A 19686-nucleotide genomic window follows, 5' to 3' on the forward strand; every position below is an offset into this window, starting at 1 on the left:
TCCCGGACCGGAGACCAGGACATTTGTACTGTCCAGAAGTCGGGGTTCGATTCCGCTGCCGACACCGGTCGAATCCGTAACGTCGAATCCGTGGCACGGGGGCCGCTGCCATGATTGCGCCCATGCGGATCCTGCGCACGCCCGACGAACGCTTCGACGGCCTACCGGACTTCCCCTACGAACCCCGCTATGCCGACGTCCCCGCCCAGGACGGTGACGGAACCCTGCGGATGGCCTATGTCGAGGCAGGCCCGCACGACGGACCCGTGGTGCTGTGCCTGCACGGTGAGCCGAGCTGGTCGTTCCTCTACCGCCACGTCATGCGGGTCTTGGCCGACGCAGGGCTGCGCGTCGTGGTGCCGGATCTGGTCGGCTTCGGCCGCTCCGACAAGCCCGCCGAGATGACCGACCACACCTACGCCCGCCACATCGAGTGGACGCGCTCGCTGGTGTTCGACGTCCTCGACCTTCGGGACGCGACCCTCGTCGGGCAGGACTGGGGCGGCCTGATCGGCCTTCGCCTGGCGACCGCCCATCAGGACCGCTTCGCCCGCGTCGTCGCGGCCAACACCGGCCTCCCCACGGGCGACTTCCCCATGCCGGAGACGTGGCTGAAGTTCCGCCAGTCCGTGCGCAGCGCCCCCGAGTTCGACATCGCCCGCAACATCGCCGCCGGATGCCGCACCGCCTTCGCCGACGACGTGCGCGCCGCCTACGACGCGCCTTTCCCGGACGAGACGTTCAAGGCGGGGCCGCGCGCCATGCCGGCGCTCGTCCCGGCCGAACCCGGCGACCCGGAGGCGCAGCCCAACCGCGACGCCTGGGACGTCCTTCGCGCGTGGGAAAAGCCGTTCCTGGTGGCCTTCAGCGACAAGGACCCCATCACCGGCGCGATGGCGCCGCTGTTCAAGCAGTTGGTTCCGGGCGCGCGGGGCATCGCGCACCCTACGATCGACGGCGCGGGCCATTTCCTCCAGGAGGACGACGGGGAACGGCTCGGTCACGCGATCGCGGCGTTCGTACGTTCCTGAGGAGTCTTTTTGCCCGGCCCCACCGAGTTGCCCGGCCCCACCGAGCCCACCGGCTCCACTGACGCCCTGCCGGGGCTCGCCCCCTCCCCCGCCGACACACGAGCGATCTCACGGGCCGCGGGTTACGAGATCGAGGACGAGCTCCGGGCCGCGCGCCCGGTCACGATCGCCGGGGTGGACGAGGTCGGCCGCGGCGCCTGGGCGGGGCCCGTCGTGGTGTGCGCGGCCGTCACCGACCTGAGCCCGCCGCCGGTCCTGCCGGGCCGCGGCAAGAAGACCGTCGCGCTGACCGATTCGAAACTCCTCACCGAGGCGCACCGCGAGTCGTTCGCCGGGCTGCTGCCCGGATGGCTCACCGGGCACGCCATCGGCGCGTCGTCCCCCGAGGAGATCGACGAGGTCGGCATGACGGAGGCGCTGCGGCGCGCCGCCGTCCGCGCGCTGGAGTCGCTGCCCGCGCGCCCCGACGTCGTCATCCTCGATGGCAAGCACGACTTCCTGGGCCGTCCCTGGCGCGTCCGGTGCGAGGTCAAGGCCGACCAGAGGTCGGTCACGGTCGCGGCTGCGTCCGTCTTGGCGAAGGTCCACCGCGACCGGCTCATGGCAGGGCTGGACGGCGAGTTCCCCGGTTTCGGGTTCGCGGACAGTGCCGGGTACCCGTCACCCGTCCACCAGAAGGCGCTGCAGGAGCACGGGCCCACGCCCCACCATCGGATGTCCTGGTCGTACCTGGACGACCTCCCGCGCTGGCGGCACCTGAAGAAGCACCGCGATCCGCTCGCCGGCGAAGGGCAGCTCAGCCTCCTGTGAGTCATCCGCGCCCCGCCGGGTAAGCGCCGTCCACGGGAGGTACTTGCCATGGACGCCGTCGTGAAGAACCTGCTGCACGAGTCCGGCCGGACGTTCGCCGAGGAGGCCGGCATCACTCTGAAGGACCAGCCGGCCGCGCTGTTCAAGCTGCTCGTCCTGGCCAACCTGCTGAGCGCGCGCATCTCGTCCGACATCGCGGTCTCCGCCGCCCGCGAACTGTTCGAGGCGGGCGGCGGAACCGCGCGCGGCATGGGCAGGCTGCCGTGGCAGGACCGCGTGGACGCCCTCGGACGCGGCCACTACGTCCGCTACGACGAGAGCACCGCGTCCCGCCTGGGCGACACCGCGGAGATCGTCCAGGACGAGTACCAGGGCGATCTGAGGCGTCTCGCCATCGCGGCCGAACGCGATCCCGGAAAGGCGGCCGGGCTGCTCCAGGAGTTCCCCGGCATCGGCCCCACCGGCGCGGACATCTTCTGCCGCGAGGCGCAGGCCGTCTGGCCCTGGCTCCGCCCCCACATCGACGACCAGGTGAAGAAGGGCGCCGAGCGACTCGGCCTGCCCGCCGACCCGGGCACGCTCGCCGGGAAGGTGCCGGACAAGGACCTGGCCCGCTTCACCGCCGCCCTCGTCCGGGTCGCCCACGACAAGAAGCTCGCGGACCAGCTGAAGGCCGCGTGAGACCGGGGCGTCCGGCGAAAACCGGCGACGCCCCGGCGCGCTCCCGCCGCCTCCGTCAGTCCTTGCCGCGGGAGGCGACCCACTCCAGGTTCCAGGCGTAGGCCTGGTCGACCGCCATCTTCCCCCAGCGCGCACGTCCGGGCGGCGGCAGGACGAACCGGCCCTCGCGGCGGACGACCAGCTCGCCGTTCACGTTCTCGATGAGCGCGAGGACGGCGTCGCGGGAGGCGTCCACGCAGTCGTCCATCCGCATGTCGATGGGCGGCGCGCCCACCGGGAACAGCGTGGCGATCGCGTCCAGGCCGCGGAAGTCCTCGGCGCCTTCGTAGATCTCGGCGAACACCAGGATCCGCTTGAACTCGGCGGTGTGGTCGAGGTTGATGTGGAGGTTCTCGCCCGTCTCGATGGCGCCGGTGCGGTCGTCCTTGTCGAGCTTGATGAAGGGTGCGCGGTCGAGCGCGCCCATGTCGCCGATCGCGTGGATGATGCCCTTGCGGCCGTCCTGCAGCTCCCAGAGGCAGCACAGGTCGAGGTCGAGGTCGACGCCGCGGCGGCGCTTGCCCAGCCGTCCCTTGGCGACGCCCTCACGCGCGCTCCAGTTGAGGTTGACCCGCATGTGGCCGCCCCTCGCACCGTGCTTGGTGAGCGACACCGACGGGGAGTTCTTCGTCAGGGAGATCTTGCCGCCCTGCTCTTGCTGCGGAGCCGCGCCAGGCGGGGGCGGAGCCGCGTACTGGCCGGGCGGAGGCGGAGCGTACTGCCCCCCGGGAGGAGGCGGGGGCGCGTACTGGCCCGGTGCAGGCGGGGGCGGAGGCGGAGCGTACTGGCCGGGCGGAGGCGGCGGCGTGTACTGCCCGCCGGGCGGGGGCGGCGGCGTGTACTGCCCACCGGGCGGGGGCGGCGGCGTGTACTGGCCGCCGGGCGGAGGAGGCGGAGGCGCGTACTGCTGCGGAGCAGGAGGCTGGGCAGGCTGGGCGGGCTGGGGAGGAGCCGGGGGCGGCGGCGCCGCCTGGCCCGGGTCCTCGACCGAGATGCCGAAGTCGGTGGCGAGACCCCCGAGACCCGAGTCGTAGCCCTGGCCGATCGCGCGGAACTTCCACGCGCCCTGCCGCCGGTACAGCTCACCGAGCACGAACGCCGTCTCCGTGGTGGCGCCCTCGCTGTCGAACCGGGCGACCTCCGTGCCGCCCGCCGCGTCCACCACGCGCACGTACAGGCCCTGGAACTGGCCGAACGTCCCGCCGTCCGAGGACGCCGCGATGACGATCTTGTCGATGGCCGGCTCGACCCGGTTCAGGTCCACCGAGAGGACGTCCAGGACCGTCGGCCCCCGCTGCTTGCCGTCGTGCCGGACCGCGCCGGAGCCGTGCGCCGGCTGGTTGTAGAAGACGAAGTCGTCGTCGGAGCGCACCCGGCCGGTCTCGGTGACCAGGAGCGCCGACGCGTCCGCGTCCGGCACGCCTGGTCCGGCCTGCCAGCCCAGCTCCACCCGCACCGCGGGAACCGGCACCGCGGTGTTGGCGCCCTTCTGCATCGACATGAACGCTCCTCATCATCGGCCGACGTCACAAACCTAAGGCGTGCCGCACGGCCCCGCGACCTGCCATGAGGGGAGGACGCACGGCGGTGCCCCAAGGTTCCGTCCAGGAAACCGTCAGGGGACCCGCGCCGTCCATTCCGGGGTGCCGAACTTGTCGGTGACGTACTTGCGGGCCAGCCGCATCTCGTCCTCGCCCACCCGGTCGCCGGTCAGGCCGTACCGGGCCCGGAAGTGCGCGATCATCCGGTCGATGACCTCCTCGCGGGGCAGGCCGGTCTGCCGCCGCAGCGGGTCCACCCGCTTCACCGCGCTGGCGATGCCCTTGTCGGAGATCTTCTCCCGGCCGATCCGCAGCACCTGCGTCATCTTCTCGGCGTCGATGTCGTAGGCCATCGTGACGTGGTGCAGCACCGCGCCCGCCGCGAGCCGCTTCTGCGCCGCGCCCGCGATCTTTCCGTTGTCGGAGGTGATGTCGTTCAGCGGCTGGTACCACGCCTTGACGCCGACCTCCCCGAGCGCGCCGAGCACCCAGTCGTCCAGGAACGCGTAGCTCTCCGCGTACGACATGCCCGCGACCAGCGTCTCCGGCGCGTACAGCGAGTACGTGATCGTGTTGCCGGGCTCGATGAACATCGCGCCGCCGCCGCTGATGCGCCGGACCACGTCCACCCCGTGGCGCCGCGCCGCCTCCGCGTCGACCTCGTTGCGCAGCGACTGGAAGCTGCCGATGACCACGGCGGGCGACGCCCACTCCCAGACCCGCAGGGTCGGCGGGCGGCGTCCCGCGCCGACCTCCTCGGCGAGCACCTGGTCGATCGCCATGTGCAGCGCGGGCTCCTGCGGCGGCTCGTGGATCAGCCGCCAGTCGTGCTCGCGCCAGTCCGACGCCCGCGCCACGGCCCGCCGCACCGCGATGCCCACGGCCTCGGCGGTGATGCCGAGCATCACCGTGCCCCGCGGCAGCCCCGCCTGGACGCGGACCCCGATCGCCCTCGCGTCCAGCGCGGCGGGCAGCCCGTCCAGGACGCCGTTGATCGCGGCCAGCGCCTCGTCCGGTTCGAGGAAGAAGTCGCCGCTGATCCGGGGGGCGCGCAGCAGGCCGTCCACGACGTCGACATCGGCGACCACGAGCTTGCCGCCGGGAACCTTGTACTCACCGTGCATCACGTAAAGGTCAACCCGGCGTCCGCACGCCCCATTCCGCGGGGTTCGGCGGCGGACGCGGTAGGGCATTGTTAAGGGACGGTCTTGCGGGGAGGGACGGTACCGGTGAGCAATCTGGATGTCCGGCCGAACACGGTCGACTGCGGCGGACGCGACGACGTCGCGGGACGGCCCGTCCACGAACTGCTGCCGCCGCGGCGGGTTCCGCTGGGCGAGAGCACGGTCGTCCGGCGGCTGCTGCCCAGCCTGGGGCGGCGGATGGTCGGCGCGTGGTGCTTCGTCGACCACTACGGGCCGGACGACATCGCCGGCGAGCCCGGCATGCAGGTGCCGCCGCACCCGCACATCGGGCTGCAGACGGTGAGCTGGCTGCACGGCGGCGAGGTGCTGCACCGCGACAGTCTCGGCAGCCTGCGGACGATCCGCCCGAGGGAACTCGGGCTGATGACCGCCGGGCGGGCCATCGCGCACTCCGAGGAGTCCCCGCGCGGCCATTCGCCGGTCCTGCACGGAGCCCAACTGTGGGTCGCGCTCCCCGACGCCCACCGGCACACCGAACCCGCCTGGGAGTACCACGCCGACCTGCCGGTGGTGACCGCGCCCGGCTTCACCGCGACTCTGCTCCTGGGCGGACTCGACGGCGCCGTCTCGCCCGGCTCGACGTTCACCCCCATCATGGGGGCGGACATCACGCTGGAGGACGGCGCCGCGGCGCGCATTCCAGTCGAACCAGACTTCGAGTACGCGGCGCTCACCATGTCCGGCACCGTCGAGATCGACGGTGAGCCGGTGGAGCCCGGCTCCATGCTCTACCTCGGCTGCGGCCGCCGCGAACTGGCGGTGCGGGCCGCCGATGGGCCGGGCGGCTTCGTGCTCCTCGGCGGCGAGCCGTTCGAGGAGAAGCTCGTCATGTGGTGGAACTTCATCGCCCGGACCGGCGAGGAGATCGTCCAGGCGCGGGAGGACTGGACGTCCGGCGACCGGTTCGGCACGGTCCAGGGCTACGACGGCGCCCGCCTCCCCGCGCCCGCCATGCCCGCGGCGCGGTTGAAGCCGCGGGGCCGGACGCGCTGAGCGGTCCTCCGGGAGACCCGCCTCGCGGCGGACGGGAAAGCTGCGGCGCGCTCGCAGGCGCGGCACGAGCCCGTCCCGGTCATCGATCGACCCGGCTCCACCTGCGGCGTTCGCGATTTCTCCCACCAGGCCGTCATACTCTCCGTCAAACCGGGCCCCATCCCCGCGCTGAAGGAGTCGACGGCATGCGCTCTCGGCCGCTCTACGACGTCGTGGCCGTCCTCGCGCGGCTCGGCGTGGGCATCGTGTTCATGGCGCACGGCTGGCAGAAGATCGAGGCGGGCATCACCGCGACCGGACGCACGTTCGGCGACCTCGGCGTGCCACTCCCCACCGCGGCCGCCGTCTACTCCGCGTTCGTCGAACTGCTCGGCGGGGCCGCGCTCATCGCCGGCCTGGGCCTGCCCGTCACCGGCGTCCTGCTGTTCCTCGACATGGCGGGCGCGTTCGTCTTCGTCCACGCCGACCAGGGCCTGTTCGTGGTGGACGAGGGGACGGTCCGCAACGGCTACGAACTGGTCCTCGCCCTCGGCATGGCCAGCCTGGTGTTCGCCGCGGGCGGCGGCGGCCGCCTGACCCTCGACCAGTGGGTCATCGGCAAGCGCCTGCGGCGCCCGGCCGACGACGAGGACGACGAGGACGACGCCGCCAGCTTCGTGAAGTCGCTCCGCGAGGCCGAGCTGAAGCCGCCGAAGAAGCCCCGCCGCTCACCGAAGCCGCCCGCGCCGGCGCCGGCGCCGCCCGAGACGGCGGACAAGCCCGCCGTCTCCGAAGGCACCGAGGACGACACCCTGGTCGCCGGCCGCCGCAAGTCCCCCCAGCGCCGCCGCGCCTCGACCACCCAGCCGATCAAGCCCGCGAACGACGACAAACCCGCGTCCCCCTGACCGGGAAGGCCCCGGCAGGCGCACCACACGCCTGCCGGGGCCGCCTGCCGGGGATCAGCTGCAACCGCTGGTCGAGCCGCAGCCCTCGCAGACGTAGCAGCTGCCCGCCGGGCGCATCTTGGTGCCGCAGGTGAGGCAGAGCGGCGCGTCGGCGGTGCGGCCCTGGCGGCTCTCGATCGCCTCCATGGACGAGTGCGCCTCGGTCGCCGGGGCCGGCGCCGCGGCGGCCGGCCGGGTGATCGCGGCGGACTGGGCGAGCGACTCGTGGTCGACCTCGTCCTCGGCGTGCAGGGCGGCGGGGTCCTCGCCGTTGGCCTGCATCGCGCGCTCCCCGGCGGTGAAGATGCCGAGGCCCGCGCGCTCCTCGTAGGGGAGGTGGTCCAGCGCCAGGCGGCGGAAGATGTAGTCCATCACCGAGGTCGCCATGCGGATGTCGGGGTCGTCGGTCATGCCCGCGGGCTCGAACCGCATGTTGGTGAACTTCTCCACCCACGTCTCCAGCGGGACGCCGTACTGCAGGCTGATGGAGATCGCCATGGAGAAGGCGTCCATCACGCCGGCGAGCGTGGAGCCCTGCTTGCCGAGCTTGAGGAAGACCTCGCCGACGCCGTCGTCCGGGTAGGACGAGGCCGTCATGTAGCCCTCGGCGCCCGCGACGGAGAAGCGGGTGACGGTCGCCGGACGCTGCTTCGGCAGCCGCCGCCGGATCGGCCGCGGGACCGCCGCCTCCGCCGGCTCCTCCTTGTCCTTGCCCTGCCTGCCGGCGGCCGACAGCGGCTGGCCGACCTTGCAGTTGTCGCGGTAGATCGCGAGGGCCTTCAGGCCGAGGCGCCAGCCCTCGAAGTACACCTTCTCGATGTCCTCGATGGCGGCCTGCTCGGGCATGTTGACCGTCTTGGAGATCGCGCCGGACAGGAACGGCTGGACGGCCGCCATCATCCGGACGTGCCCCATCGGGCTGATCGCGCGCTCGCCCATCGCGCAGTCGAACACCTCGTAGTGCTCGGGGCGCAGGCCGGGCGCGTCCACCACGTAGCCGTGCTCGGCGATGTACTCGACGATCGCCTCGATCTGCTCCTGCTGGTAGCCGAGCTTCTCCAGCGCGCGCGGCACCGTGTGGTTGACGATCTGCATGGACCCGCCGCCGACGAGCTTCTTGAACTTGATCAGCGCGAGGTCGGGCTCGATGCCGGTGGTGTCGCAGTCCATCATGAGGCCGATGGTGCCGGTCGGCGCGAGCAGCGACGCCTGCGCGTTGCGGTAGCCGTACTTCTCGCCGGCCTTCAGGCACTCCGTCCACTGCTTGGCGGCGGCGGAGTGGATCTCCCGGTCGACCTCGTCCAGCGGGCGGACGCCGTCGTTGGCGGCGGCGTGCTTGCGCATGACGCGCTTGTGCGCCTCGGCGTTGCGCGCGTAGCCGGCGTACGGGCCGACGACGCCGGAGATCTCGGCCGAGCGCCGGTAGGCGACGCCGGTCATGAGCGACGTGATCGCCGCGGCCAGGGACCGCCCGCCCTCGGAGTCGTAGGCGTGCCCGGTGGCCATGAGCAGCGCGCCCAGGTTGGCGTAGCCGATGCCGAGCTGCCGGTACTCGCGGGTCGTCTGCGCGATCTTCTCGGTCGGGAAGTCGGCGAACGTGATCGACACGTCCATCGCCGTGATGATCAGCTCGGTGAGCTTCACGAACTTCGCGACGTCGAACGTCCCCGCCGGGGTGAGGAACTTCAGCAGGTTGATGCTCGCGAGGTTGCAGGACGAGTTGTCCAGGCTCATGTACTCCGAGCACGGGTTGCTCGCGGTGATGCGCCCGGTCTCGGGGTTGGTGTGCCAGTCGTTGATCGTGTCGTCGTACTGGATGCCCGGGTCGGCGCACTCCCACGCGGCCTTCGCCATCAGCCGGAACAGGTCCTTGGCCTTGACGGTCTCGACGACCTCGCCGGTCATCCGGGCGCGCAGCGCGAACTCGCCGCCCGACTCGACGGCCTGCATGAACTCGTCCGACACGCGGACGGAGTTGTTGGCGTTCTGGTACTGGACGCTGCCGATGTCCTTGCCGCCGAGGTCCATGTCGAACCCGGCGTCCCGCAGCGCGCGGATCTTGTCCTCCTCGCGCGCCTTGGTCGCGATGAACTCCTCGATGTCGGGGTGGTCGACGTCGAGCACGACCATCTTCGCGGCGCGGCGGGTCGCGCCGCCGGACTTGATCGTCCCCGCGGAGGCGTCGGCGCCGCGCATGAAGGAGACCGGGCCGCTGGCGGTGCCGCCGGAGGAGAGCAGCTCCCGGCTGGACCGGATGCGGGAGAGGTTCAGGCCGGCGCCGGAGCCGCCCTTGAAGATGACGCCCTCTTCCTTGTACCAGTCGAGAATCGACTCCATCGTGTCGTCCACCGACAGGATGAAGCACGCGCTCACCTGCTGCGGGGACTGCGTCCCCACGTTGAACCAGACCGGCGAGTTGAAGCTGAAGAGCTGGTGGACGAGCGCGTACTTCAGTTCGTGGTCGAAGATCTCGGCGTCCTGCTCGGAGGCGAAGTACCCCTCCTCGACGGCGGTCTCGGTGTAGACCCGGACGACGCGGTCGACGAGCTGCTTCAGGCTCCATTCCCGCTGCGGGGTGCCGACCGCGCCGCGGAAGTACTTGGACGTGACGATGTTGACGGCGTTCAGCGACCAGAAGTCGGGGAACTCGACGCCGCGCTGCTCGAAGTTCACCGAGCCGTCGCGCCAGTTGGTCATGACGACGTCACGACGCTCCCAGCGCATCTCGTCGTACGGATGCACGCCGGGCGTGGTGAAGATGCGCTCGACCTTCAGCCCTTTGCGGCCCCCCTTGCCGCGCCGCGCCGCCGAGCCGCTCACCGTCTCCGTCATGGCCTTCCCCCTTCTCGGGCCCTCCCGCCGGACCCTGCTCAGGAACAACTCCGCCGCCGCACGGGACATGCCCGCGCGGAGGCGCCTTCAATGTGCTGCTTTGTGGTGCCGGAACCGTCCCTATCGGGACGGGCCGGGCTCCCCCGAGGAACCGGCCTTCCGCAGTGCTTCGATCTCCTTGGCGAAGTCGTCCAGCGACTCGAAGCCCCGGTAGACCGAAGCGAATCGCAGATAGGCGACCTCGTCGAGTTCGCCGAGCGGCCCCAGGATGGCGAGGCCGATCTCGTGCGAGGGGATTTCCGCGGATCCGGACGATCTGATCGCCTCTTCGACCCGCTGCCCCAGCTTCGCGAGCGCATCCTCGTCGACCGGACGGCCCTGGCAGGCCCTGCGCACCCCGGCGATGATCTTTTCCCGGGAGAACGGCTCGGTGACCCCGCTGCGCTTGGCCACCATCACGAGCACATTCTCCTGCGTCGTGAATCGCTTGCCGCATTCCGCGCACGACCGGCGCCGCCGAATGGCGCCGCCGTCGTCGGTGGAACGGCTGTCGATCACTTTGGTGTCAGGGTTGCGGCAGAACGGACAGTGCACGCTCGATCCCTCCCCTGACGAAAACGAGTTACACCGATGTAGGTGCCACATATAGTGAACTACATCGATGTGACTACTAGATGTTGTGGTCCAACCGTACGGCTCGCCGCAGGCGTTCGCAACCTGATCCGCCGCCCCGTGCGTCACATCCGGCCCGTCCGCGCAGGTCATCTCACGGCCCGCGGATTTTTCGCCGGGCGTGTCGCCGCGCGGAGCGCGCCGCGGCCACGGATGGCCAGGTGGGACGGGTCGCCGGGCACGCCCCGGAGCCGGCGGCCAGGGGTGCGCGGAGCACGGGCGCGCGGCCCCGGAGAGGGCGTCATCCGGACGGGAGGCGGATCTCCTGGCCGGGTCGGACGATAGGGTCGCCGCCCAGGCCGTTGAGGTCCATGATGCGCTCGACGGCGCGGCGCGGGTCGCCGCCGGGGTCGGCGGCGGACGCGATGCCCCAGAGGGTCTCCCCCGGCTCGACGACGACCGTCCTGGCCGGACGGGACGTCCCGTCCCCGCTCTCGCCCGAGCCCGCGAAGGCGCCGGGGCCCACCGTCAGCCAGAGGGCGACGAGGGTGACGGCGGCGGCGAAGGCGACCAGGACGGCGCGGCCGCGGCGGGTCAGGCGGATCGGGGCACGGTCACTGTGCGGTGAACCGGACATCTCTCCCCTCCTCGACGTCGAATGAATTTTCGATCGAACGTCTGTACGATGTTCTACCAGGAGGGGATCGCGAAAAGCGAGTACATCTTCGAACAATTGTTTGATCATTAGGCCGGGACGCGATAGCGTTCCATGACAAGGAGTGACCGATCGAGGCGCCCGGGAGGCGACTAGCGATGAGCAAGGTCCGGGAGCTGCCCGACGGGCCGATGGACGAGACGGGCCTGACCCAGCGGCAGCGCATGGTGCTGGAGGTGATCCGCGACTCGGTCCAGCGGCGCGGGTACCCGCCGTCGATGCGCGAGATCGGCGAGGCCGTCGGGCTGACCAGCACCTCCAGCGTGTCGCACCAGCTCCGGTCGCTCCAGCGCAAGGGCTACCTGCGGCGCGACCCCAACCGGCCGCGCGCGGTCGAGGTGCGGGTGCCGGGCACGACGCCGGTGCGCACCGAGGACGAGGCGTTCGAGGCGGCCGGGGGCCAGCCGACCTCGGCGCGGCCCGCGCCCGCCTACGTGCCGCTCGTCGGGCGGATCGCCGCCGGCGGCCCGATCCTCGCCGAGGAGGCCGTCGAGGACGTCTTCACCCTGCCGAAGCAGCTCGTCGGCGAGGGCACGCACTTCCTGCTGAAGGTCACCGGCGACTCGATGATCGAGGCCGCGATCGCGGACGGCGACTGGGTCGTCGTCCGGCAGCAGCCGGTCGCCGAGCAGGGCGACATCGTGGCCGCCATGATCGACGGCGAGGCCACGGTGAAGACCTTCAAGCGCCGCGACGACGGCCACATCTGGCTGATGCCGCAGAACTCCGCCTACGAGCCGATCCCCGGCGACGAGGCATCGGTGCTCGGCCGCGTCGTCGCCGTCCTCCGCAAGATGTAGCGAACGTACGCCGAAACGGCCGCCGGAACGTTCCGGCGGCCGTTTCCGCATGCCCGCGCCCCGGGCAGGGGCGCGGGGCGGGTGTCAGCGCTTGGGCACGATGTTGACGATCTTCGGCGCCCGGACGATGATCTTGATGATCTCGGCGCCGCCCAGGGCGTCCTGGACCTTGGCGGAGGCCAGGGCGCGCCGCTCCAGCTCCTCGGCGGCGATGGTCGGTGCGACCTCCAGGCGGTCGCGGACCTTGCCGGCGATCTGCACCACGCAGGTGACCGACTCCTCCACCAGCAGGGCCGGGTCGGCCGCGGGCCAGCCCGCGCGGATCACCGGGGCGGTGCGGCCCAGCAGCTCCCACGCCTCGTCGGCGGTGTAGGGCGCGAACAGCGACAGCAGGACCGCGATCGTCTCGGCGGCCTCCCGGACGGCCGGGTCGGCGGCGCCGGGACCGGAGTCGATGGCCTTGCGGGTCGCGGTGACCAGCTCCATGATCCGCGCGATCGCGACGTTGAACCGCTCCGTCTCGACCAGCGTCGTGGCCTCGTCGACGGTGCGGGCCGTCACCCGCCGCAGCGCCGTGTCGCCGGCGGCGAAGTCGGCGCCGGGGGCGGACGCCACCTCGGTGGCGATGCGGTGGACGCGGGTCAGGAACTTCGACATGCCGTGCGGGGACACGTCCGCCCAGTCGATGTCGTCCTCGGGCGGGCCGGAGAACAGGATCGCCAGCCGGACGACGTCCACCCCGAACTCGCCGATCTGCTCGCCCAGGTCGACGCCGTTGCGCAGCGACTTCGACATCGCCTTGCCCTTGTTGATGACCTGGCCCTGGTTCAGCAGCCGGCGGAACGGCTCGGTGAACTCGACCATGCCCATGTCGTACAGGACCTTGGTGAAGAACCGGCTGTACAGCAGGTGCAGGATGGCGTGCTCGACACCGCCGGTGTACTGGTCGACGGGCATCCAGCGGCGGACCTGCTCGACGTCGAACGGGCCGTCCTGGTAGCCGGGCGAGCAGTACCGGAAGTAGTACCAGGACGAGTCGACGAACGTGTCCATCGTGTCGGTGTCGCGCTTGGCGGCGCCGCCGCACTTGGGGCACTCGGTGTTGACCCAGTCGGACGCGGCGGCCAGCGGCGAGGTGCCCTTGGGCGCCAGGTCGACGCCGCGCAGCCCCTCGGGCAGCCGCACCGGCAGCTGCTCGTCCGGGACGGGGACCTCCCCGCACGCCGCGCAGTGGACGATCGGGATCGGGCAGCCCCAGAACCGCTGCCGGGACACCAGCCAGTCGCGCAGCCGGAAGTTGACGGACGCGCGGCCGGTGCCGCGCTCCTCCAGGACCTCGATGATGCGGGCGATGCCGTCGGTCTTGGTCAGCCCGTCGATCGGGCCCGAGTTGACGATCGCGCCGTCGCCGGGGGTGGCGACGCCGGTCGCGGCGGGGTCGTCCAGGCCGGTCTCGACGACGACGCGGACGGGCAGGCCGAACTTCAGCGCGAAGTCCAGGTCGCGCTGGTCGTGCGCGGGGACGGCCATGATCGCGCCGTGCCCGTACTCGGCCAGCACGTAGTCGGACGCCCAGACCGGCAGCCGCTCGCCGTTGACCGGGTTGATCGCGTAGCGGCCCAGGAACACGCCGGTCTTCTCGCGCTCGATGGACAGCCGCTCGATCTCGCTCTCGCGGGAGACCTCCTCGCGGTAGGCCTCGAACGCGGCCCGGTGGTCGGGGTGGCAGACCTCCTCGGCCAGCGCCGCGTCGGCCGCCACGACCATGAACGTGGCGCCGTACAGCGTGTCGGGACGGGTGGTGTAGACGGTGACGGGCTCGTCGCGGCCCTCGATGACGAAGTCGACGTCGGCGCCGGTGGAGCGGCCGATCCAGTTGCGCTGCATCAGCAGGACGCGCTCGGGCCACTTGCCCTCCAGCTGCGCCATGTCGTCCAGCAGCCGGTCGGCGTAGTCGGTGATCTTGAAGTACCACTGGGTCAGCACGCGCTTCTCGACCAGCGCGCCGCAGCGCTCGCAGTGCCCGCCGACGACCTGCTCGTTGGCCAGGACGGTCTGGTCCTTCGGGCACCAGTTGACGTGCCCGCCCTTGCGGTAGGCCAGGCCCCGCTCGTAGAAGCGCAGGAACAGCCACTGCGTCCACTTGTAGTACTCGGGGTCGGAGGTGTGCAGGCGGCGCGACCAGTCGAAGGACGGCGCGTACCGCTGGAAGGACGCGGCCTGCGTCTCGATGTTGGCGTACGTCCATTCGGCGGGGTGCGAGTCGCGCTGGATGGCGGCGTTCTCGGCGGGCAGGCCGAAGGAGTCCCACCCGATGGGGTGCATGACGTTGTAGCCGCGCTGCGCCCAGTAGCGCGCGGGGACGTCGCCGATGGCGAACGCCTCCGCGTGGCCCATGTGCAGGTCGCCGCTGGGGTAGGGGAACATGTCCAGCGCGTAGCGCCGCTCGGTGGCGGTGTCCTTCTCGTCGGCCGCGAACGGGTCGAGCTCCGCCCAGCGGGCCTGCCACTTGTCCTGAACCGCCCGTGGGTCGTACTGCTCGTCGCTGCTCACGCTTACAGACTCCGCTTCGTGCTGCTGGATCCCGGGCCGTCCGCCGACATGAAACGGCCCCTCGCAAGGAGGGGCCACCACGCTGACGTCACTTCGTCAACGTGGTCCTTCGAGGAGCAGCCTGGCTGACATACATCAAGAATAGCGCAGCCGCAAGCCCTCTCGCCGGTACTTAACGCCCCGGACGGCCCCGCCCGGGGTGGGGGCGGCCTGAAACGGCACGTCAAAGCGCCGGAAAAGATGGCCTTCCCGTAGTCCCGTACAGCAGGATGTGCGGAACCGTTCGTAGACTCGTCGGTAACTAACCGACCGGTCGCCTTTCGCGCGAGGAGTGCCATGCTCAACCTGTCCGTGCTGCTGGAGGACGCCGCCCGGGAGACGCCCGACCGGGACGCCGTGGTGTTCGGCGACCTGCGGCTCTCCTACGCGTTCATCGACTCGGTCGCCAACCAGGTCGCGAACCTGCTGCGGTCGCGCGGCATCGGACCGGGCGACAAGGTGGCGCTGTCCAGCCCGAACCTGCCCTACTTCCCGATGGTGTACTTCGGGGCGCTGAAGGCGGGCGCGGTCGTCGTCCCGCTGAACGTCCTACTCAAGCCGCGCGAGATCGCCTACCACCTCGGCGACTCCGACGCGAAGGCGTTCTTCTGCTTCGAGGGCACCCCGGAGCTGCCGCTCGGCGAGATGGGCCGCGCCGGCTTCGAGCAGGCGGACGGCTGCGAGCACTACTTCCTGCTGCCCGCGAACCCGGCGGCGGCCGAGTCCCCGATCGAGGGCGCGGAGCTGTTCTGGGCCGCGCTCGCCGGGCAGCCGGGAACGTTCGACACCGCGCGGACCGGCCCGGACGACACCGCGGTGATCATCTACACCAGCGGGACGACCGGGCAGCCGAAGGGCGCCGAGCTGACGCACAGCAACCTGCTGTCCAACGCCATGGTGGACGACACGCTGTTCTACCGGACGCTGCACGACACCTCGCTGGTGACGCTGCCGCTGTTCCACATCTTCGGGCAGACCTGCGTGATGAACGTCGGCTTCTACCGCCGCGCGACGCTGGTCATGCAGCCGAGGTTCGACGCCGGGCAGGCGATCGAGCTGATGGTGAAGGAGAAGGTGAACATCTTCGCCGGCGTCCCGACGATGTACTGGGGGCTGCTGACCCACGACACCTCCGCCGAGGACATCGCGACGATCAAGGAGAACCTGCGGGTCGCGGTGTCGGGCGGGTCCGCGCTGCCGATGGAGGTCCTCAAGGGCGTCAAGAACAAGTTCGACGTGGACGTCCTGGAGGGCTACGGCCTGTCGGAGACGTCCCCGGTCGCCTCGTTCAACCGCCCCGACCGGCCGACCAAGCCCGGCTCGATCGGCCTGCCCGTGTGGGGCGTGGAGATGAAGCTGATCGACGACGACTGGAAGGAGATCGAGGGCGAGGGTCCCGGGGAGATCGCCATCCGCGGGCACAACATCATGAAGGGCTACTACGACCGGCCGGAGGCGACCGAGGCGTCCATCAGGGACGGCTGGTTCCGCACCGGGGACGTGGCCCGCCGCGACGAGGACGGCTACTACTACATCATCGACCGCTCCAAGGACATGATCATCCGAGGCGGGTACAACGTGTACCCGCGCGAGTTGGAAGAGGTCCTGCTGACCCACCCGGACGTGTCCCTGGTCGCGGTCGTGGGCGTCGAGCACCCGTCCCACGGCGAGGAGATCAAGGCGTACGTGATCCGCGAGCCCGGCGCCGCCGTCACCGAGGACGAGCTGGTCGCCTGGGGCAAGGAGCAGTTCGCCAACTACAAGTACCCGCGCATCGTGGAGTTCCGCGACGAGCTGCCCATGACCGCCACGGGCAAGATCCTCAAGCGCGAACTGCGCTAGCGGCGCCTCCCAGGGCCTCAGCGGACGCTGAGGTCCTGGGTGCCGACCACGCGCAGCAGTTTCAGCGCCTCGTGGGACGGCGTGCCGGGCGCGGCCGTGTACAGGACGACCCGCTGGTCGCGTTCCGGCACGTACAGGACGTCGCAGTGCAGTTCCAGCTCTCCGACGACCGGATGCCGCATCGTCTTGCGGCTGCCGCGCCTGACCCCGACCTCGCCCTCGTCCCAGAGCCGGGCGAACAGCGCGCTGCGGGCGGACACCTCGGCGACCAGTTCGGCGATGCCGGCGTCGCCGGGATAGCGGCCCGCCGACGACCGCAGGTCCGCCACCGAGGTGCGGGCGAGCTGTTCCACGTACTCGTCGGTGTCGAACCGCTCGATGGCGGGCCCGGTGAACAGCCACCGGAGGACGTTGCGGTCGCGGGGCTCCATGGCGGCGAAGTCGGTCATGAGCGCCGCGGCCAGGGCGTTCCAGGCGAGGATGTCGTGGCGCGCGTTCAGCACGTAGGCGGGCGTGTCGTCCAGGCGGTCGAGCAGGTGCAGGATGCCGGGCGGGACGTCCCGCGAGGGCGCGCCGGGCGGTTCCGGAGGTTCGCCCGCGAGGTGGTAGAGGTGGCGGCGCTCGTCATCGGTCAGCCTCAGCGCGCGCGCCACCGCGCCGAGGATCTGCCGGGACGGACGGGGGCCGCGGCCCTGTTCCAGCCGGATGTAGTAGTCCACCGACATCCCGGCCAGCTGGGCGATCTCCTCGCGGCGCAGCCCCGGCGTCCGGCGCCGCCTGCCCGCCGGGAGCCCGACGTCCGCGGGCTGGATGCGCGCGCGACGCGAGCGCAGGAACGCCGCCATCTCCTGCCTGTCCATGCCCTCCAGCATGTCCGACGCGGCGCGGCCACCGCCAGGCGCAGGGTGGTACCGCCGATCCCAGCCTCCGCCGGTCTCTCCTCACCCGGGCGGCCGCCGCGCAGGCTGGGGGCATGACGACACAGATCGCGCTCATCACCGGAGCCAACAAGGGCATCGGCTTCGAGACGGCCCGCATCCTGGGCGGCGACGGGATCACCGTCCTGGTCGGGGCCCGGTCGGCCGGACGCGGCGAGCGGGCCGCAGCGGCGCTGCGCGCCGAGGGGATCGACGCCCGCTTCGTCCGGCTCGACGTCACCGATGCCGGGACCGTGGAATCCGCCGCCGAGTGGATCGACGCGGAGTTCGGCCGGCTCGACATCCTGGTCAACAACGCCGGGATCACGACGACCGGCGCCGCCGGGAACGGGCTGTACCCGCCGAGCCGGACGGCGCCGGACCTCGTCCGGACCGCGTTCGAGACGAACGTGTTCGGCGTCGTCGCCGTCACCAACGCGATGCTGCCGCTGCTGCGCCGCTCCCCCGCCGGGCGGATCGTCAACGTCTCCAGCGAACTCGGCTCGCTGGGCCTGCACAGTGACCCGTCCAGCTCCGTGCACGCCGTCAACCTGCTGCCGTACAACGCGTCGAAGTCGGCGCTCAACGCCGTCACCGTCGCCTACGCCAAGGAGCTGGCGGGCACCTCGGTCACGGTGAACGCCGCCGCGCCCGGGTACTGCGCGACCGACCTGAACGAGCACGCCGGGCACCGGACGGCGGCGCAGGGGGCGTCCGTGATCGCCGGGGTGGCCGTGCTCGGCGACGGCGGCCCGACGGGCGCGTACGTCTCCGAGGACGGCCCCGTCCCCTGGTAATGCAGGCGGCCCCTGGTAGTTCAGGTCAGAACGTGTAGGGCAGGCGCTTGATCCCGTTGATGAAGTTGGACTCCAGCCGGTCGGGCTCGGCGGAGGCGCGGATGCCGGGCGTCCGGCGCAGCAGCTCGCGGAACATCACGGTGATCTCGCGCCGGGCCAGGTGGGCGCCGAGGCAGAAGTGCGGGCCGGGGCCGCCGAACCCGACGTGCGGGTTCGGGTCGCGCAGGATGTCGAACTTCTCCGGCTCGGTGAAGACGGATTCGTCGCGGTTGCCCGACCAGTAGTAGAGGACGAGCTTGTCGCCCTCCTTGATCTCGTGCTCGTTGAGCGTGGTGTCGCGGGTCGCGGTGCGGCGCATCCAGATGACCGGCGACACGTATCGGACGATCTCCTCGATGGCGCCCGCGATGCGGCCGTCGAAGTCCGCGGTGAGCAGCGCCCGCTGCTCGGGGTTGCGGGTGAACAGGTCGAGGCCGTGCGCGATGGCGTTGCGGGTGGTCTCGTTGCCGGCGACGACCAGCAGGATGAAGAACGAGCCGAGTTCCTGGTCGGTGAGCGACTCGCCGTCGACGTTGGCGTTCACCAGGGCGGACGTCAGGTCGTCGGTGGGGTTCTCGCGGCGCCGCCGGCCGAGGTCCTCGACGATGCCCTTGAGGGTCTCGCCCGCGCCGAGCAGCGCCATCGCCATGTCCTCGGCGCTCTCGGACGGGACGAACTCGGGGTCGTTCCCGGCGAGGATGACGTTCGTGGAGTCCAGGACGGTCTGGTAGTGCTCCTCGCCGATGCCCATCATGTCGCAGATGATCCGCAGCGGGAGCCGGGCCGCGACGTCCGCGACGAAGTCGCCGGTGCCGCCGCCCGCGGCCATGTTCTCGACGATCCCGCCGGCGACGCTCTCGACCTGGTCCTCGAACCGCTGGATCATGCGCGGGGAGAACGCCCGGGACACGATCCGCCGGATCTTGGCGTGCCGGGGGTCGTCCATGCTGATCATCGAGCCGAAGTACTCGTGCATGTCGCCGGGCATGTCCGGGATGCTGATGGCGCCCTTGCCGGAGCAGAAGTCCTGCGGGCGGCGGGACGCCTCGACGATGTCGGCGTGCCGGGTGAGCGCCTTGTAGCCGGGCCCCTGCGGCATGATGACGATGTCGGGTTCCTCGAAGTGGACCAGCTCCGAGTGCCGGCGCAGAGCCTTGAACGCCTCGTGCCGATACTCGTGCGGCCGCCGCCAGAACTCCCAGTCGGTCAGGTTGATGTCCTCGACCTTGAGCACGCGCCCCACCACCTCGCCCGTTCCGAACCCGATTCGGTTTACATGCAGCCTGTCAGAGTAAAGCCATAAGCGCACACTGA

The 19686-nt window shown here is 71.2% G+C and carries 16 protein-coding genes; 8 read left to right on the top strand and 8 right to left on the bottom strand.

Annotated features, from left to right (window positions below):
- Positions 1-122: 122 nt before the first annotated feature.
- The 3 genes from ACA511_RS37680 to ACA511_RS37690 all read left to right on the top strand — a co-directional run bounded on the left by ACA511_RS37680 (position 123) and on the right by ACA511_RS37690 (position 2522).
- The gene (locus tag ACA511_RS37680; RefSeq protein WP_375029514.1) at positions 123-1031 is read left to right on the top strand and encodes a haloalkane dehalogenase; all 909 of its coding nucleotides are present in this window, start codon (positions 123-125) and stop codon (positions 1029-1031) included.
- A gap of 105 nt (positions 1032-1136) precedes the next feature.
- Positions 1137-1841: a ribonuclease HII gene (locus tag ACA511_RS37685; protein WP_375029558.1), complete on the top strand. Its 705-nt coding sequence runs from the start codon at positions 1137-1139 to the stop codon at positions 1839-1841.
- 48 nt (positions 1842-1889) lie between these two features.
- A complete protein-coding gene (locus ACA511_RS37690) occupies positions 1890-2522 on the top strand; it encodes an endonuclease (protein WP_375029515.1) in 633 nt (210 codons plus the stop codon).
- Between the two features lie 55 nt (positions 2523-2577).
- Here ACA511_RS37690 and ACA511_RS37695 read toward each other — a convergent pair whose 3' ends face one another.
- Positions 2578-4062, bottom strand: coding sequence for a TerD family protein (locus tag ACA511_RS37695; protein WP_375029516.1), 1485 nt, complete (start codon positions 4060-4062; stop codon positions 2578-2580).
- Between the two features lie 114 nt (positions 4063-4176).
- Positions 4177-5226 carry a biotin/lipoate A/B protein ligase family protein gene (locus tag ACA511_RS37700; protein ID WP_375029517.1) on the bottom strand — a complete coding sequence of 350 codons (1050 nt, stop codon included), beginning with the start codon at positions 5224-5226 and terminating at the stop codon, positions 4177-4179.
- A 105-nt stretch (positions 5227-5331) separates the two neighbouring features.
- Here ACA511_RS37700 and ACA511_RS37705 point away from each other — a divergent pair, with 105 nt between their 5' ends.
- Positions 5332-6300, top strand: a complete 969-nt coding sequence (locus ACA511_RS37705; protein WP_375029518.1) for a pirin family protein — start codon at positions 5332-5334, stop codon at positions 6298-6300.
- Between the two features lie 185 nt (positions 6301-6485).
- Positions 6486-7187: a DoxX family protein gene (locus tag ACA511_RS37710; RefSeq protein WP_375029519.1), complete on the top strand. Its 702-nt coding sequence runs from the start codon at positions 6486-6488 to the stop codon at positions 7185-7187.
- 54 nt (positions 7188-7241) lie between these two features.
- On the opposite strand, the gene ACA511_RS37715 is transcribed toward ACA511_RS37710, so the two are convergent.
- The 3 genes from ACA511_RS37715 to ACA511_RS37725 all read right to left on the bottom strand — a co-directional run bounded on the left by ACA511_RS37715 (position 7242) and on the right by ACA511_RS37725 (position 11307).
- Positions 7242-10058, bottom strand: a complete 2817-nt coding sequence (locus ACA511_RS37715; protein ID WP_375029520.1) for a vitamin B12-dependent ribonucleotide reductase — start codon at positions 10056-10058, stop codon at positions 7242-7244.
- A gap of 120 nt (positions 10059-10178) precedes the next feature.
- Entirely contained in the window at positions 10179-10652 is a 474-nt protein-coding gene (gene nrdR / locus ACA511_RS37720) for a transcriptional regulator NrdR (RefSeq protein ID WP_375029521.1), read from the bottom strand.
- Positions 10653-10971: 319 nt separating this feature from the next.
- On the bottom strand, positions 10972-11307 hold the full coding sequence (locus tag ACA511_RS37725; protein WP_375029522.1) for a LysM peptidoglycan-binding domain-containing protein: 336 nt from the start codon (positions 11305-11307) through the stop codon (positions 10972-10974).
- Positions 11308-11483: 176 nt separating this feature from the next.
- Here ACA511_RS37725 and lexA point away from each other — a divergent pair, with 176 nt between their 5' ends.
- Complete coding sequence (gene lexA / locus ACA511_RS37730; RefSeq protein WP_375029523.1) at positions 11484-12185, top strand: transcriptional repressor LexA; 702 nt, start codon at positions 11484-11486, stop codon at positions 12183-12185.
- A gap of 84 nt (positions 12186-12269) precedes the next feature.
- Here the strand turns inward: lexA and leuS are convergent, their stop codons facing one another.
- Positions 12270-14738 (bottom strand): leucine--tRNA ligase, encoded by a 2469-nt coding sequence (gene leuS, locus ACA511_RS37735; protein ID WP_375029524.1) that lies wholly within the window; start codon positions 14736-14738, stop codon positions 12270-12272.
- Positions 14739-15074: 336 nt separating this feature from the next.
- Between leuS and ACA511_RS37740 the strand changes: the two genes are divergently transcribed.
- Positions 15075-16619, top strand: coding sequence for a long-chain fatty acid--CoA ligase (locus tag ACA511_RS37740; RefSeq protein ID WP_375029525.1), 1545 nt, complete (start codon positions 15075-15077; stop codon positions 16617-16619).
- Between the two features lie 17 nt (positions 16620-16636).
- On the opposite strand, the gene ACA511_RS37745 is transcribed toward ACA511_RS37740, so the two are convergent.
- Positions 16637-17479 carry a helix-turn-helix transcriptional regulator gene (locus ACA511_RS37745; protein ID WP_375029526.1) on the bottom strand — a complete coding sequence of 281 codons (843 nt, stop codon included), beginning with the start codon at positions 17477-17479 and terminating at the stop codon, positions 16637-16639.
- A 113-nt stretch (positions 17480-17592) separates the two neighbouring features.
- On the opposite strand from ACA511_RS37745, the gene ACA511_RS37750 reads away from it, so the two are divergent.
- Positions 17593-18333 carry an SDR family NAD(P)-dependent oxidoreductase gene (locus tag ACA511_RS37750; RefSeq protein ID WP_375029527.1) on the top strand — a complete coding sequence of 247 codons (741 nt, stop codon included), beginning with the start codon at positions 17593-17595 and terminating at the stop codon, positions 18331-18333.
- A 25-nt stretch (positions 18334-18358) separates the two neighbouring features.
- On the opposite strand, the gene ACA511_RS37755 is transcribed toward ACA511_RS37750, so the two are convergent.
- Entirely contained in the window at positions 18359-19606 is a 1248-nt protein-coding gene (locus ACA511_RS37755; protein ID WP_375029528.1) for a cytochrome P450, read from the bottom strand.
- Positions 19607-19686 lie beyond the last annotated feature (80 nt).

This window comes from Actinomadura sp. GTD37 (assembly GCF_041951365.1).
Taxonomy (GTDB): domain Bacteria; phylum Actinomycetota; class Actinomycetes; order Streptosporangiales; family Streptosporangiaceae; genus Spirillospora.

Coding starts and splice junctions, on each gene's coding strand:
- ACA511_RS37680 (WP_375029514.1), top strand. CDS start 123: ATGCGGATCCTGCGCACGCCCGACGAACGCTTCGACGGCCTACCGGAC.
- ACA511_RS37690 (WP_375029515.1), top strand. CDS start 1,890: ATGGACGCCGTCGTGAAGAACCTGCTGCACGAGTCCGGCCGGACGTTC.
- ACA511_RS37695 (WP_375029516.1), bottom strand. CDS start 4,062: ATGTCGATGCAGAAGGGCGCCAACACCGCGGTGCCGGTTCCCGCGGTG.
- ACA511_RS37700 (WP_375029517.1), bottom strand. CDS start 5,226: ATGCACGGTGAGTACAAGGTTCCCGGCGGCAAGCTCGTGGTCGCCGAT.
- ACA511_RS37710 (WP_375029519.1), top strand. CDS start 6,486: ATGCGCTCTCGGCCGCTCTACGACGTCGTGGCCGTCCTCGCGCGGCTC.
- ACA511_RS37715 (WP_375029520.1), bottom strand. CDS start 10,058: ATGACGGAGACGGTGAGCGGCTCGGCGGCGCGGCGCGGCAAGGGGGGC.
- ACA511_RS37725 (WP_375029522.1), bottom strand. CDS start 11,307: ATGTCCGGTTCACCGCACAGTGACCGTGCCCCGATCCGCCTGACCCGC.
- lexA (WP_375029523.1), top strand. CDS start 11,484: ATGAGCAAGGTCCGGGAGCTGCCCGACGGGCCGATGGACGAGACGGGC.
- ACA511_RS37740 (WP_375029525.1), top strand. CDS start 15,075: ATGCTCAACCTGTCCGTGCTGCTGGAGGACGCCGCCCGGGAGACGCCC.
- ACA511_RS37745 (WP_375029526.1), bottom strand. CDS start 17,479: ATGGACAGGCAGGAGATGGCGGCGTTCCTGCGCTCGCGTCGCGCGCGC.
- ACA511_RS37750 (WP_375029527.1), top strand. CDS start 17,593: ATGACGACACAGATCGCGCTCATCACCGGAGCCAACAAGGGCATCGGC.